The organism is Paenibacillus kribbensis (assembly GCF_002240415.1).
Taxonomy (GTDB): Bacteria; Bacillota; Bacilli; order Paenibacillales; family Paenibacillaceae; genus Paenibacillus; species Paenibacillus kribbensis.
Genome location: NZ_CP020028.1, coordinates 477,905 through 493,371, shown reverse-complemented (window position 1 = coordinate 493,371; position 15,467 = coordinate 477,905). Strand labels below are relative to the sequence as shown.

The window sequence follows — 15,467 nt, the reverse complement described above, 5'->3', positions numbered from 1 at the left end:
TACATGTTTGGGACTGACGATGGAGTAGCCAATTCATAAAAAGGCGGGTTTTGGAAATCATCCCCATACCAGAATGCACCTTTCTTGGTAGTTTACGTACCGACATCGTTTCAGGTTTCATATTTCTAAAAAAACTTTTTTTATTTACTGCATTTAATGCTTTTTCTCCTTCAGATAGCCTTTTTTTCGTGCTAGTGTATTCATGCGTTGAATCTGTCTGATTGCTCTCTTTTGACCACGAGTCCATTGGGGAGATGTAAAAATAACGCTACCACACGGGTCATCCTTGGATCTTCCCGCGCGACCCGCCATTTGGACGAGAGAGGCCTCATCAAAAAGGCTGCTGTCCGCGTCCAGTATGTACACATCGCTTCGTGGAACAGTCACGCCCCGCTCTAAAATAGTGGTTGTAACCAGTACACGTATTTCAGTAGCTCGGAATAAGCGTACTTTAGCGGTTCGCTCTTCATCCTGTGATGAGGTACCCGCAATAGGAACATCAGGTAAGTATTTAATCAGAAGCTCTACAAGACCCTGAATATGTGAAATTCGTGTCACAAACAAAAAGATCTGCGCTCCACGTTGTATAGATACACGCAGATGCTGGATCAAGGACGCGGGAAGCTGAGCTTTTTGCAGCCACTGCTTCACTGGAGAAGTCCCCAAGCGAAATGGAACAGGTAAGGGATGACGATGAAAACGAACGGGAACCTTGGCGTGTGGCAGCCAGCCGCGTGCAGCCTCTTTCTGCAGGGCATGCGGTGGCGTAGCAGACAAATAGATAAACTTGCCCTCTGGTTTACATACAGCTTGTGCAGCAAAAGCGAGCATAGGATCATTGTGATAAGGAAACGCGTCAATCTCGTCAATCACTACCAGATCAAAGGCATGACGATAACGCAATAGCTGGTGTGTCGTTGCCAGTGTCAGCTGTCCTCTTTGCCAACGTTCTGCGCTTCCTCCATAGAGCGTTACCATGCTAGCTTGGGGAAAAGCAACTGCCAAACGAGGTGCCAACTCCAGTACCACATCCCGGCGCGGTGTTGCTACAAGCGCTGTCCCTCCGCGCTCCAACACATGCTGTAAGAGCGGAAACATCATCTCCGTTTTGCCTGCGCCAGTCACGGCCCAGAGCAGAAAACGTTCTGCCGCGAAATCGTTGACTTGCCGTGCAGTGATCCCCCAGGCACGCTCGCCAGATTTGGGCGAAGGCTGCCCGCTGCGGGCAAGAGTGCTGCCATGCGCAGCGGCAGCGCCTGAGCCCCGGCACGCAACCATGCCGCGCCGGAACAATGCGCACGCCCGCAGCCAGTGGCCTTCCGGGCGGGAGCGTCTCCGCACCTCCACAGGTGGTGCGGCCAAAAAGCGCAGTGCCGCTTCGGCGGCGGCACGTTGCGCAGGGCTCAGCCCCCAGCGGTCGAGTTCCGCCGCTGGGGCTGCTGCTGCCGTGCGCGGCACGGCGGGTTTCGCTGCACCGCGCAGCAGCAGCGAGCATTCACGGCTGCGCCCAAGTGCGAGACAAGTCTCGCAGTAGGCGCACGCCTTGCGTCCGCACGATGCGCAGCTCGTGCGGTGCACCACCCCGCTGCCACAACGGTTGCAGCGGAGTTCATGTGCACGCGCGGCAGAGCAGCGTGCACGTGGTGCGGGAGCGAGGCCAGCAGCAAAGCTGAGCCGGCCTTGCAGATATGCTAGTTGCGCAGCTGAGCGCCAAGCACGCTCCAAACCTGGCGCTGCCTCTGCCAACAGCGCTTCGGCTTCCGGTACGAGCAACTGGCGTCCTGTTAGCAATTCAACCAACTCATCTGCTTGGCGTGCCACACACTGCATATCCAGTTCTTCAATTCCACTGCAGCGTTCCTTTTCTTGAATAAAACATAATGTTCCTTGTATTTCTCGTCTTTCCCCCTCATTTTCTGCACCTGAGATCCAGCCTTGTACATGATCCCAAATGCATATATGGTCTGCTTCTCCAGTTAAAATTCGTTGTCCGCCAAAAGGTTCCAGAGACAGCTCATTCTTTAGGTTGGAAAGAATATATCGCCACCATTGCTTATTCCCCCATCGCTTCATATCCGCCAGTTCCTTGAATGTTTCACACAGTTTTGTTCCCCAAGGCAATGGAAGCCCTTCTCCTAATAACACCCACCTTTCAACAATATTCTTTTGTCCCTCATTTCGTTGCATCCACCATGACATATCTACTCGAATATCCACAGATAATCGTAGATTCCAATGCCCCATATACCTAACCGCATATACTGCAATTTTCATCGTATATCCCTCCCGCCTATCACGATCATTTTTTCTGTCTCTTATCACACCAGATAAAAACAAAAAAGCACACTCCTATGGCTTATAGCCTGAAGTGTGCTTCACATCAATCGAACCTCAACAAGATCCGTACCATCTTGCATATGCAATTGCTTATTAATATTTATATCCGATTTCGAGCCTTGTGTCCACAATTCCCTGTCATTAAGGAACAAGTGGGGTATCTGCCAACGGGTTGGCTGTTCTAAGATCAATAACAACCTGCTTTTCACCGCCTGACTTCGGTAAAACCGGGCCCCCCGGTGAGAAACGACGTGAAATAACTGAAATTTCCATATGGCTATAACGCACCATCCGTGTCAGAATCGGCAGTGTGTCGTCCATGGACTCATCATCCAGTACCGTCACATGCAGCGGCCTCCGGTGTAGCCAAGCAAGTATGCTTAACGAACGCATCACCCATTCCACACGATCTCCGTCATTGGACGTAATCACAATATAGCGGGTCGCACGATGCTCCGGAGATAATGAGTGCGCATCTTCACCATTGCGATAAGCCTGAACCGCCTGTCGTATATACATGAGATGCACGACCGCGGCTCCTAGACCGTATATAAGCAATATCCAAACCAAGTGAGCCGTCACGAAGGTTCCACCTCCTCCTATAGCGACAATATATGCCGTATAACAGGAAGAGGTGTCACGGTTATGTACTGGGTTTCAAAGACTACACTTTACAGCGTAACCCATCCGTATTTGATCGAGTTAATAACCGCTTGTGTTCGGTCGTCAACCTCCATTTTTTGCAGAATGCTGCTGACATGGTTTTTGACCGTTTTTTCGCTAATGAATAAATATTCACCGATCATTTTGTTGCTCTTGCCTTCAGCCATCAAACGCAGCACTTCAGCCTCACGGCGGGTCAACGGATTATTTTCGCCTGCGACAAACTTCACGCCTGCTTCCTTGGTATGACCCTCAGCCATAGCCCCGGTTTCATTCAGATAGGTCATCCGGCGGAGCTGCTGAATAAGCTTACCCGTTACCTTCGGATGAATAAACGCATATCCTTCATGAACCGAACGAATTGCGTTAATAAGGGACTCGGCCTCCATATCTTTTAACAGATATCCGTTGGCCCCCTTGCGCAACGTTTCGAATACGTAGCTTTCATCATCATGGATGGACAAGATGATCACTTTGACATCCGGGAACATCTCGCGCAGCTTTTCAGTTGCCTCTACACCATTTTCAATTGGCATATTAATGTCCATCAGAACAATATCCGGTTTCTCTACGTTACAAAATTCCAGCACTTGGATGCCGTCGCCGCATTCTCCGATGACCTCAATGTCATCCTCCATATTCAAAATACGTTTAAGTCCTTCACGGAACAACTGATGATCGTCCGCCAAGAGAACTTTAATGGGTGCATTACTGATTTCTTGATTTTCCATGTTGTTACTCCTTTCCCTTTTCCACGTTGGTTGGGATATGAATCACTATCTTGGTGCCCTGATTCTCAGCTGATTCGATCTCCATTCTCCCCTCGAGCAGTTCAACCCTTTCCCGCATACCAATCAGGCCAAAATGCCCATGATCTTTGCTTTTTTGCTGGAAGAGCTCTGGCTTGAAGCCCAGACCATTATCCTGTACCACGATTTTTACAAGCTGCGCCTGATAGGTAATCTCAACAAGTACATAGGTAGGATAAGCATGCTTGGCAGCGTTGGTCAAAGCTTCCTGAATCAGACGGTAAATGGCTGCTTCCATCGCGGAAGAGAGACGGTGTTCCTTGCCCCTTGTTTCAAAAAGCGCTCTAATCTTCGTTTTTTCTTCAAAATCTTGCACATATTTTCGGAGCGTCGGAATAAGTCCCAGGTCATCCAGGGCCATAGGACGCAGATTGAAAATGACCTTTCGCATTTCCTCAAGACTAGAGCGAACTTGTTTCTTCAAGTCTACTATTTCGTCCTGAACCATCTTAAATTCCTGCTTAGCGATCATTCTTTCCACAATTTCCGTCCTAAGCACTAGATGTGCAAGGAGTTGCGCAGGTCCATCGTGAATTTCACGAGATATGCGCTTACGCTCCTCTTCTTGAGCCAAAATAATTTTGAGACCAATAAACTGTCGATTTTTGGCCGATTCGATGATCCGCGTCACTTGTCCCAGCTCACCTGACAAATATTCCAGCACGACACCCATCTGTGAACCAATGGTTTCAGCACGCTCGACAGAAGCCTCGACACTTTGGGCCCGCTTTTGCAGATCGTCTCTTCTGGCTTTGAGATACATTTCCTTCTCGCGAAAAATCATCACATCGAGCTGAAGCTGTGTCGCCTTCTCGTAAGCCTGCTTGATATCTTCTTCTGAATAGCGGACAAAGTCACGGCTGACCTCAGTCAGCCGAATGCGGGACCGCCGATAATTCATTTCCAGCTGGTCCACCTTTTCAATTGTTTCCGCCGTTTCCTTCAGGACAATTTGAAGCTCCTGATTTAACGTGACCAGCTCGGTCCGGGCCGTGTCCAATATTTCGAACATCTGATATTTGCTGTTCTCCATCACCTGGATGGCATTTTTAATGACTCGGTCTATGATATCGGCTTGAAAGTCCACAAATGTTCTACTCCAATCCTAGCATTTCAAGTATATATCATACCATATCATGACTGGAGGGTGATGGTCTTCGTTTCTTGTTCCCATTTTACAGTCATCCCTAACTGCTCAGACACGAGTCTTAATGGGACTAAAGTCCTACCACCTAATACGATAGGTGCTACATCAGTGCTCTGACGCTTTCCGTTTAGAACAACTTCTTTTTTCCCCACGGTCAAATCCATCAGTACTCCGCCGCGCATAATCGTGATCTGCTGATCGCCTGCATTCCACTTGGCCTGCCCACCAAAAGCATCAAGTACATACTTGATCGGCACATACGTTGATCCATCGCGTGTCATCGGAGCCGCATCAATCGCAGTCGCTGTTCCGTTCACGCTCATTGATTTTTGTCCAATCGTCATCTGAGCTGTTCCTTTTTTGAGTCCTTCAGTGCCAACCGTTCCCGGTGTATTAAAAGAAATATTATCAAAAGCAACATTGCCCGTTTTAGCACGCTCATCCTGACCCTCGGCTACATTGACTACATAAAGACGCTTCAGCTTCGCCGGATACGAAATATTCAAACCGCTCATATCTGCGTTTATCGTTTTCCAGCCGTTCCAGTCAATCACTTTGGCCAGATCAATATATGCCGTTTTGCCTTGAGCATCCTCCAATTCCGCCCGCAGCCAGTTCAGACTCTTATCTCCTCTCACATCAACGGAAATGGATGTAGCCGCTTGTTCCAGCGTTTTTCCGGTTGTACCGTTCAGTTGAGCATAAGCATACATTTTGCCGCTGCCATTCGTCATGTCGTAGTTCAGCTCCAGCACCTTAGAGTTGGCATGATCCCCATCTCCTTGCACAACGGCAGCTGTCCCGGTAACACCAGCTACATTCGAAGTAAAATCAATCGGATATGAAACATTTTCGAAATTCTCCCAATCGCTTGTGCTCTCCCCGCCTGCAGACAGGAAGACAACCGCGCTGAAACCATCATAGCGACCGATGGCATAGCCCGTTTTCACACCCGAGTCCACCGAGTTGACTGTAAGCTCGCTGTCCTTAACGCTTCCCTTAAAGCCGATGAATTCCCACTTGAGAGCATCTGACGTAATGCTGACGCTCTGGCCATCTTTCGTCTTTGCCGTTACAGGTACTGCAATTTTAGCTCCAGCGGCAAGTGAGCCTGTTCCACTTCCTGCAGTCAGTGATGAAATTTCATCTGCTCCAAGCACCGTAACCTTGGTTGTAGCGCTTGCTGAACCACTGGATGCTGTTAGTGTCGCGGTTCCCGGCTTGGCTCCCTTGACAACGCCGCCACTCACTGAGACAACAGCCGGGTTGCTGGATTTCCACGTCACCTGCACCTTCGAAGTATCGAATGGATTGTAGTAGTTGTCATATCCTTTGAAGGAATAGCTTCCGGTCTGACCGATCAGCAATGTTTTATTGCCTTTAATCGTGAAGCCTTTAAGCGTTCCTTTGGGAGCAGTGGTATATACACCCACTCCATTCACGACGCTGCGCTGCTCTGTACCGTATTCCGTATTAAAAGTAAGCCCTGCAGTCGTATCTCCCAAATCACGAGTTACCATGGTGGTAGAGCCGCCGCCGTCAAGGTTCATCCCCTTCCAGACGCCAATATCTTGCATCAGCGTTTGCAGCTCGCTCAGAGAGACACCAACGCTGTTCCCGTTCTTCTCAACGGCAATGACATAAGCGTAACGCTTGTCACGGGAATATCCCAAAGCTGTACGCGCACGGGTCCCGCCTATGCTTGTTGTGCTTCGGGAAAACGAGGTTTTCTGACCGTCATTTACTAATATGGTATGTCCACCAATCATCATTTGAAGGTTGGAAGGATCTACTTCACTCCCTGTCGATTTCACACGAAGGTGATAGCTCGTTTCTACTGTCTGTCCCACTGTCAGATGCTCTTTGGCATATTCAGCCGCTTTACCATGAGTACGCAAAATATAGCCATCCTGTGGAACTGTCATATTCAATCCAGCGTTGCTGGAGACTTGCGTAACCACACCATTTTGTACCAACACCTCGGTAGGCGTTGTCGAGCTGTTTTTTGGACGTTCCACTGCCTTCCAAGCAGATGTATAAATATACATAGCATTGGAGTGGCTGTAGCTGCTTCCACTCGTTTCAGGCGTATATGAAGCCTTGTTCATCCCCGCCAAAGAAAAGGATGACCCATCCCCGGCCTTTACTGTACCTTCAAAAGTAAACTGCTCTACCATCGGAGAACCATCCTTGGTTACAGCAAAGGCATACATGCCTGTTAAATCAGACGGAGTAGACATTAACACACCCTTGGATACTTGTCCGCCAATCGGCGCTCCCTCGCTGGAGGTATTAAAATAATCTCCGTTTACGCCAGCAACCGCCCCGGTTTCTTTTGCCATGCCACCAGTACTCTGACGGGTTGTGAACTGTCCGTTCTTCCCGGTCATGACATCCAGCTTGACGTATGGATTTTGCAAGTCCACCCGAATAATATCAGCCAGTGCTGTTCCTTTGGAACCTTTAAAACGATATTTCATCAAAGTTGCACCAGAAGTAAGGATTTCTTCGCCCAGCTTTACAGTTGAACCGGAGGCTGCACTTGCGATTGGCACAGACATCCAGCTATTTAACGGGATTAGTGCCCCTGTTCCGGCAACCGGTCCTACCCACAATACTCCTGCCAGTGTCAGAACGGCCCATTTCTTAGCGATTCTTCTACCATCCACTTTCTCATTGCCCTGTTTCCTATTACTTAAAAACATTTGGATAATAGCTCCCATCTTCATTGTATTCAAACGGAATGATCCGCACGTGTACTCTAGCAATAAACAAAAAAAGTCTTCTTATATTAATAGACTTATTATAAAGGCAAAAGTTACGAAAATCCCGTCAACTTATTCACAAAATCGAAATCAGCGAATTGACGAACACGATATAGGCGCAATATAATACGATTGAACTAATAAGTTCAAAATATACTAATCAGTTCAGGTCTATTTTTATAGGCCTATCGGGAGGCTTGAAATCATGAATAAACTACGGTTACTTACCGTACTCTCTTTATCCCTGAGCATAGCGGTCGCTGGATGTTCCAGTGCGGAGAAAGATGCCGCTTTAGACTCAGCTGCACAGCCAACCGTTGTGCGTACTGCAGTTGTCAAATCCTCTCCGCTCCATACTGCCTATAACTTGTCAGGCACTCTTCAGGCTTATGAGGAGAACACACTGGCTTTTCAAAATGGAGGCACCGTAGCCAGTGCATATCTCACTGTCGGTACTGCTGTACAGAAGGGCGCCGTTATTGCTCGTTTGGATGATGCTGACTACAAGCTTCAGGTGGCACAAGCGACAGCCTCCATCCTGGAAGCGCAGGCTGGTATTGATAACGCACAGGCTAACCTACAGGCTGCTGCCTCTGCGATTCAATCTGCCGATGCAGGTATTACAGGAGCTCGCGCGAATGTCAACAAGGTCAATAAAGGGGCACGCGCTCAAGAGAAGCAGCAAGCGCAAGCTACTGTAGATAAGGCACAAAGTGCCTATAATAAAGCCAAGACGGATAGTGAGCGTACACAGAAGCTGTTTGAAGCAGGTGCTGCTACCGCATCGGATAATGAAAATGCTCGCCTGAATGCTACCGCAGCCCTGAAAGATCTGGAGCAAGCTAAGGAATCCCTATCCCTTTTGCTGGAAGGGGCTACAGCCGAAGACCATCAATCCGCCCAGGCTTCCTTTCAAGATGCACTTGCAGGCAAAAGCAAAGCTCTTGCTGCCAATGAACAGGCTGCGGCTGCCAAAAAGCAAGCCCATGCCAACTATGAAAAAGCCCTTGTTGCCAAGGGGCAGGCAGAACTTGCGCTTTCACGCACCCGTCTAATCGCTCCTGTGAACGGTGTTATTTTAGGCAAGAGTGTGAATACAGGTGACTTGGTCGCTTCAGGCCAGACCGTCTATCGCATAGGGTCCATTGACCGTCTCAAGGTACTGCTCCCGGTACCGGACAGTGAAATCAAAGATTGGAAAAAGGGACAATCAGTGAATGTGATGCTATATGAAGAAAGCCGCCAAGGCACCGTTTCCAACATCTATCCTTCAACCAGCACTAATACAGGAATCGTTAACGTAGAGATCGTTATAAACAATCCACAGCAAGACTGGCTACCTGGTCAGGTCATTAAAGCTGCTCGACAGGTGACAGACAAGAACGGCATTCTTGTTCCCGCTGAAGCGGTCATTAACACGGGAAGCGAGCCCTTTATTTTCAAAGATATTAAAGGAAAGGCTGTTAAAACAGCTGTAAAGCTCGGTGATCAGGTTATAGAAAACCAATTGCAAGTCGTATCAGGCCTTCGTGAGGGCGAACGTATTGTTATTAAAGGGGCAGAAAATCTTTTTGATGGGAATCCGATCAAAGCGGAAGAAGGCGGCCGCCCATGATTGAATATTTCGTAAAAAAGCGAAAAATTACGTTACTGTTTTTTGTTATGCTTGTTTTAGTCGGAGCTTTTGGATTTTTCCAATTACCGAAGCAGGAAATGCCAGATGTCACCGTACAGAATGCTATGGTAACAACAATCTACGCTGGTGCTTCACCACAAAAAGTAGAACAAACCGTAACCAAAGAATTGGAAAAGCGCATTAAGGAAGTTGAAGGTGTCAAAACGATTACCTCTACTTCCGGAAATGGATTCTCCTCTATTTTAATTGAATCCAAAAATGGAATTGATCCTCAAACCGTCTGGGATAATATGCGTAAAAAAGTACAGGATGCGCAAGCTGATCTTCCCGAAGGTGCCGATGTGCCTGTTGTGAATGACAAGCTAACCAGTTCGTTTATCGGCTCCTATGCCCTGGTTGCTGACTCTCCTGCACCATTGTATAAACTAAATAATTTGACCACAACGTGGAAGGATCAGCTCAATACCTTATCAGGTGTATCAAGTGTCAAGTTCAATGGCCTTCCTGATCAGGAAGTACGCGTCCAAATCGACAATCAAAAGCTTCAGCAGTACCATCTGTCGTGGGGACAGGTCGCACAAGCGATCCAGTCCCAAATCGATCGGGTTCCTACTGGTGATATTGAATACAACGGGCGCACCTTTCAACTTATTGTCCGGGAAACCCAAAAAGCCGAAGAATTAAATCAGGCCATTTTGACTCGTACCGAGGAAGGAGCTCCTGTCTATTTGCGAGATGTTGCCACTACCGAGCTGGGACATGCCGAAACGGAGTACTTTGCCTATGTAGGAGGAAAGCCTGCCATTACGCTAAGTATTGGAGCAGAAAAGGGCACAGACGTCCCGCCTATGAACGAAAAGGTCAATGCGAAGCTTAAAGAACTGGAGAAAACACTTCCCGAAGGCGTTCGTCTTGAAACTCTTTTTGCACAAAAGGATCAGGTAGATCATATCTTCGAGGACTTACAACGTGAAACGATTCTTGCAATTGTGGCTGTTATTCTCGTTTGTATGCTGGGCTTGAATTTGCTTACCTCTGCTTTTGTCGCACTGGCGATTCCGATTTCGGTTGCGATTGCCATTATCTTTTTGCCTATGTTCGGTATTACACTGAATCAAATCTCCGTTGTTGGTCTGATCATTGTCCTGGGCATACTCGTTGATGACGCCGTAGTGGTTAATGATAATATTGAGCGGAGACTTACGGAATTAGGAGAATCGCCCACAGATGCAGCTGTAAAGGGTACCAAAGAAGTGATGCTCTCGATTTTGATTGCCACACTGGCTACCATCTCAGCCTTTGCTCCACTGTTGTTTCTACCCGGAAATGTAGGGGCATTCATCAAGCCTATTCCAGCCATTGTTTCTCTGACCATGCTTGCCTCCATGGTGATGTCACTCACCATCATCCCAATTTTCCGGGAATGGTATGAGAATCGCAGGCGGACTCGTCGACCACAAGGTAAAATGAAGCCTGCAGGCCTGTTGGGCCGGCAGATTCAGTCTTTAAACAAGCTGTACTCACAAAAGCTGATGCCCAAAGTCATTAAGCGTCCCTTGCTGACTGCAATGGCAGGACTCATGCTTGGAACAGCCGCTTATGGATTGGTTCCTTTCACCTCAGTTGAACTCTTTCCAGAAGCAGAGGACCCTCATGTCGTATTAAAAATAAAAATGCCTATAGGCACCTCCGTTATAGAAACAGACCAGGTCGTCAAAGACATTGCAGGCTGGATAAAGAAGCAACCCGAAACTTCCAAGGTCGTCTACAGTGCCGGAGGAACTGCTCCGCAACTATTTAGTGACATTAGTAGCTCGGGTGGTGATATTAGATATGATGAGACTATAGGACAAGTTGCTATCGTTGGTAAAAAAAATATTTTCGATCTCAATAAGACAGTCAATGCTTGGGAACAGCATGCTAAAAAATCCTATCCTGAAGCTACTGTGACGACGTATATTCCTCGTCTTGGAATCCCGGTGGGTAAGCCCGTCTCTATTCGGATTTCAGGTCAGAATCTGAATCAGCTACAAAACCTTGCCCAAAAAGTAAAAGAGCAGATTGCCACAGTAGAGGGTACGACCGGTGTCACGGATGATATAGGAATTGAAAGATATGCACTGGATTTGCAGGTAAACAAGCAAGCCATGGACCAATACCTGGTAAGCTACACAGATCTGACTCGTACCCTGCTTTTATTAAAAGAAGGGGCTAAAGTCAGCCAATTTGATACAGGAAACGATCTGGTGGATATTAAATTGTATTTGAATCATGACAACGAGGAGCCCAGCACGCTTTTCCAACAATTAAGTGTAGTCAATTCAGCCGGTGCGCAGATTCCGTTAAACCAGCTCGTACAGATTAAGCCTTCATTTGCTATTCAGCAAATCAAGCATTACAATATGGAGCGGACGATTACGGTAGAAGCCGACTTGAACGGGCGAACTGCAAGCGAAGCAATGGCGGATGTAGAAAGCAAACTGGCACAAATGGAATTCCCTGAAGGCTATAAATGGGAGGTAGGCGGCGAAACATCCGATCAGTCCACCATATTCGGGGATTTAGGGAAGCTGGCAATCGTTGTAGTCCTGCTCATTTTGCTCTTGATCACTATGCAGTTCTATTCGTTGTCCATCCCTATTATCATTATGACGACCGTATACCTGGCAGCAGCCGGCGGCATTATTGGTATTTTCTTAACAGGTATGCCTATCGGTTTTATGAGTATCATGGGGATTATTGCACTTGCAGGCATTGTTGTACGGAACGGTATTGTGTTAATTGAATTTATCGAGGATGCCCGGCATGAAGGAATGGAGCTAAAAGAAGCTGTGATACAAGCAGCCACTGCCCGCTTTAGACCCATTTTATTGACTTCTCTGGCGGCCATTGTAGGAATGATCCCGTTAGCGCTGTTGGGAAGTCTTCTCTTCAAGCCACTGGCCTTTACCGTCATTTTCGGTTTGCTATTTTCAACCTTGTTAACCTTGTTTGTCGTGCCGTCCTTATATATGATTATGGCCAAGTTCAAAATGCACCGTCAGCTCAAAAAACAGCAACACACGGTTATCACACACGACCAACCTTTGTAGAAGATATGGAGTAAGACGGCGTGCTCTCGGATTGGCCCCTAGGGGGTAGTATGTATGGAAAGCAAAAAAAATGATATTCTGCAGGCAGCCATTAGGCTGTTCTCCAGAAAAGGCTATTATTCAACATCTGTTGAAGAAATCGCCAAAGAAAGCGGGATGGCAAAGGCATCCTTTTATAAATATTTTCAGAGAAAGGAAGAACTGCCTCTGGAAATGTGCATTATCCTGGAGAAAAATATTGAACAGGATATCCGGGCACTTTACAGTAAACCTGATCTCACTACTCATGATAAGCTGCACGACTTTATTGTACTCTATTTAAGAAATCTTGTTAAAAATAAAGTATATCTTATGATGGATCTTCCTGAGCCATCCATGCTCATTTTTCAGAATGAACAGCTCAATGCCGCCTTCGAACAACATGAATACAAGTTGTATCAATGGGTATACGACTGCTTGATTGATGTTTTCGGAACCGAGATTGAAGATTCTGCATGGGATATCACTTTTGTGCTCAAAAGTATTGTATTGGAATATATTCGTTTCTTTGCTGACCGGATGAACGATGAAACGATTGAGCATCTTACGCAATTCATCATCTTCTTATCCAATTCTTTAGTTGCCAGCCTGAAGAGTACTGATTCGGTCTATCATTTGTGGGGCAGTCCAGGCTGGTTACCTGAAAGCACTATAAGCAATCCCTTCGATCAGGGCCGCCAGATCAATGTCCTTCTTCACTCTCTGGAAGACAGCATACTTCTGTCTTCATGGAGTTTGGAGGATAAGCAAGAGTACCAGCAAATTTCCACTCTACTAAAGGAAGAAGCTCTGAAAGCGAGCCCTCAGAAAGGGCTCTTAAAAGCTCTTTTTTCGTATTTGGAGCAGCGTAAGGAACTGCAAAAGGTTTGCCATTTACTCAAAAATTTATTAGACCTTGCACCGGAATCGGAATAATAGCCAACCATTCGGTGCAGTTAAAACAGATTTTCAGACGCCGATAAAGTAAATTTTGCTGAATCTGCTGTAGTTAGTCTGCGAAACATAACTAAAAAAGACTGTCTCATGTAAATGAGCAGTCTTTTTTAGTTTATTGCTTTTATTTATAACATACGAGGAACTACAGACCCGCTTGTTCTTTCAATGTTTCTGCCTTGTCTACACTCTCCCAAGGTACATCCAGATCTGTACGGCCAAAGTGACCGTAGGCAGCCGTTTGCTTGTAGATTGGACGGCGCAGATCCAGCATGCGAATAATACCTGCTGGACGAAGATCAAAGTTGTTGCGGATCAGTTCAACCAGCTTCTCATCGCTTACTTTACCTGTACCGTATGTATCCACGTTAATCGAAACCGGCGTAGCTACACCAATGGCATATGCAAGCTGAATTTCTACCTTGTCTGCCAATCCCGCAGCCACAAGGTTTTTCGCTACATAACGAGCAGCATAAGCAGCGGAGCGGTCCACTTTGGTCGGATCCTTGCCGGAGAATGCTCCCCCGCCATGACGAGCATAACCACCATACGTATCAACGATGATTTTACGACCTGTCAGACCTGCATCTCCTTGAGGTCCACCAATAACAAAGCGTCCCGTCGGATTAATGTAATATTTGGTTTGCTCATCCAGCAATTCAGCAGGAACAACCGGCAAAATAACCTTTTCCTTGATGTCTGCTTGAATTTGCTCCAACGTCGTATCCTCTGCATGCTGTGTAGAAACCACAATGGCATCAATACGAACAGGTTTGCCATTCTCATACTCAACCGTTACTTGCGTTTTACCGTCTGGGCGAAGGTAATTGAGTGTTCCATCCTTACGCACTTCAGACAAACGTCGTGCAATACGGTGAGACATAGCGATAGGCAAAGGCATCAGCTCAGGGGTTTCATTCGTAGCAAAACCAAACATTAAACCTTGGTCCCCTGCGCCAATGTTTTCTGTTTCTTTATCCACTTCAGCAGGATCACGGCTCTCCAAGGCGGCATTAACACCTTGAGCAATGTCCGGAGATTGTTCATTTAAAGAAGTCAATACAGCACAAGTATTGTAGTCAAAACCGTACTTCGCACGTGTATAGCCAATTTCCTTGATCGTTTTTCGTACAATGGATGGAATATCCACGTATTCCGATTTGGAGCTGATTTCACCAATGACGAGAACGAGCCCAGTAGCTACCGATACTTCACACGCTACCCGTGCATTAGGGTCATTAGCCAAAAAGGCGTCCAATACAGCATCGGATATCTGATCGCAGATTTTATCTGGATGCCCTTCTGTTACAGACTCGGACGTGAACAAATGACGGCCCTTTACAGACATGAACTTCAACCTCCCATAATTTAAATACATGAGGATTTATATAGAAATCCTGACATGATGATGGTATTATTCAGGGCACCTTCAAGCCAGCATATGACAGGAAGATATCTTTTCACCTGATTAACAAAAAATGAACCTTTTCCGGTAGGAAAAGGTTGCGTACAAGCCTCAAATGTCATGATATCCTATTTAAAACAAGGTGTCAATTCATATCGCTTAATTACAAGCTTCGAAGTCGGAATAGGTTTGCATGTAAATCATTTTTGAGTCACATGCAAACAGCTTCACTTCACAAGTTACTACGTTTATGGAATTTGTAGAGATTATTGTAATTTATAATGCACCAAATTCAGATAAGCTACGCTCAGCAGATTGTACCAATCGCTTCGTAATTTCTCCGCCCACAGAACCGTTTTGTCTTGAAGTCAAATCTCGCCAGGCCACATTCCCGGTTCCCGCAAACTCTCCCAATTCCGCAGCGAATTCACTGTCAGCGTTGGGATGTATATGTGCATATTGAGGGTTATAGACAGGAAGTCCAAACTCAGCAGCGATCTCATACTTCAAATCATGTAACCTGGCACGGCTTTCGGGAATTAATTGTCTTTGACCTCTTGACGCCATCGTACACACCCTCCATTACATCGTATTGTCTTTCATGAGGTTAGTGTGCAGCGATTAGAGTTCAATTAGCCAAG

At 46.7% G+C, this 15,467-nt stretch carries 10 protein-coding genes; 3 read left to right on the top strand and 7 right to left on the bottom strand.

The window, feature by feature from the left end; all coding sequences use genetic code 11:
• Positions 1-153: 153 nt before the first annotated feature.
• The 5 genes from B4V02_RS02170 to B4V02_RS02150 all read right to left on the bottom strand — a co-directional run bounded on the left by B4V02_RS02170 (position 154) and on the right by B4V02_RS02150 (position 7,661).
• A complete protein-coding gene (locus B4V02_RS02170; RefSeq protein ID WP_094153604.1) occupies positions 154-2,274 on the bottom strand; it encodes a helicase-related protein in 2,121 nt (706 codons plus the stop codon).
• 204 nt (positions 2,275-2,478) lie between these two features.
• On the bottom strand, positions 2,479-2,919 hold the full coding sequence (locus tag B4V02_RS02165; RefSeq protein ID WP_007432712.1) for a hypothetical protein: 441 nt from the start codon (positions 2,917-2,919) through the stop codon (positions 2,479-2,481).
• An 89-nt stretch (positions 2,920-3,008) separates the two neighbouring features.
• Entirely contained in the window at positions 3,009-3,731 is a 723-nt protein-coding gene (locus B4V02_RS02160) for a response regulator (RefSeq protein ID WP_007432713.1), read from the bottom strand.
• Positions 3,732-3,735: 4 nt separating this feature from the next.
• Positions 3,736-4,896, bottom strand: coding sequence for a sensor histidine kinase (locus tag B4V02_RS02155; RefSeq protein ID WP_007432714.1), 1,161 nt, complete (start codon positions 4,894-4,896; stop codon positions 3,736-3,738).
• A gap of 47 nt (positions 4,897-4,943) precedes the next feature.
• Positions 4,944-7,661 (bottom strand): stalk domain-containing protein, encoded by a 2,718-nt coding sequence (locus tag B4V02_RS02150; RefSeq protein WP_094153603.1) that lies wholly within the window; start codon positions 7,659-7,661, stop codon positions 4,944-4,946.
• Positions 7,662-7,926: 265 nt separating this feature from the next.
• On the opposite strand from B4V02_RS02150, the gene B4V02_RS02145 reads away from it, so the two are divergent.
• From B4V02_RS02145 to B4V02_RS02135, 3 genes are read left to right on the top strand one after another with little or no spacing between them, the layout of a single operon-like run.
• Positions 7,927-9,336: an efflux RND transporter periplasmic adaptor subunit gene (locus B4V02_RS02145; RefSeq protein WP_094153602.1), complete on the top strand. Its 1,410-nt coding sequence runs from the start codon at positions 7,927-7,929 to the stop codon at positions 9,334-9,336.
• Positions 9,333-12,449: an efflux RND transporter permease subunit gene (locus B4V02_RS02140; protein ID WP_094153601.1), complete on the top strand. Its 3,117-nt coding sequence runs from the start codon at positions 9,333-9,335 to the stop codon at positions 12,447-12,449. The genes B4V02_RS02145 and B4V02_RS02140 overlap by 4 nt, the downstream gene beginning before the upstream one ends.
• Positions 12,450-12,503: 54 nt before the next feature.
• Entirely contained in the window at positions 12,504-13,403 is a 900-nt protein-coding gene (locus tag B4V02_RS02135) for a TetR/AcrR family transcriptional regulator (protein ID WP_094153600.1), read from the top strand.
• A 163-nt stretch (positions 13,404-13,566) separates the two neighbouring features.
• On the opposite strand, the gene metK is transcribed toward B4V02_RS02135, so the two are convergent.
• Together metK and B4V02_RS02125 are read right to left on the bottom strand one after the other, a co-directional pair.
• Positions 13,567-14,769, bottom strand: a complete 1,203-nt coding sequence (gene metK, locus B4V02_RS02130; RefSeq protein ID WP_094153599.1) for a methionine adenosyltransferase — start codon at positions 14,767-14,769, stop codon at positions 13,567-13,569.
• A 333-nt stretch (positions 14,770-15,102) separates the two neighbouring features.
• On the bottom strand, positions 15,103-15,393 hold the full coding sequence (locus tag B4V02_RS02125) for an alpha/beta-type small acid-soluble spore protein (protein ID WP_094153598.1): 291 nt from the start codon (positions 15,391-15,393) through the stop codon (positions 15,103-15,105).
• Between the last annotated feature and the right edge of the window lie 74 nt (positions 15,394-15,467).

Bases quoted from the DNA above. Each gene is read 5' to 3' on its own strand.
- B4V02_RS02170 (WP_094153604.1), bottom strand. From the start codon at position 2,274: ATGAAAATTGCAGTATATGCGGTTAGGTATATGGGGCATTGGAATCTA.
- B4V02_RS02160 (WP_007432713.1), bottom strand. From the start codon at position 3,731: ATGGAAAATCAAGAAATCAGTAATGCACCCATTAAAGTTCTCTTGGCG.
- B4V02_RS02150 (WP_094153603.1), bottom strand. From the start codon at position 7,661: ATGTTTTTAAGTAATAGGAAACAGGGCAATGAGAAAGTGGATGGTAGA.
- B4V02_RS02145 (WP_094153602.1), top strand. From the start codon at position 7,927: ATGAATAAACTACGGTTACTTACCGTACTCTCTTTATCCCTGAGCATA.
- B4V02_RS02140 (WP_094153601.1), top strand. From the start codon at position 9,333: ATGATTGAATATTTCGTAAAAAAGCGAAAAATTACGTTACTGTTTTTT.
- B4V02_RS02135 (WP_094153600.1), top strand. From the start codon at position 12,504: ATGGAAAGCAAAAAAAATGATATTCTGCAGGCAGCCATTAGGCTGTTC.
- metK (WP_094153599.1), bottom strand. From the start codon at position 14,769: ATGTCTGTAAAGGGCCGTCATTTGTTCACGTCCGAGTCTGTAACAGAA.
- B4V02_RS02125 (WP_094153598.1), bottom strand. From the start codon at position 15,393: ATGGCGTCAAGAGGTCAAAGACAATTAATTCCCGAAAGCCGTGCCAGG.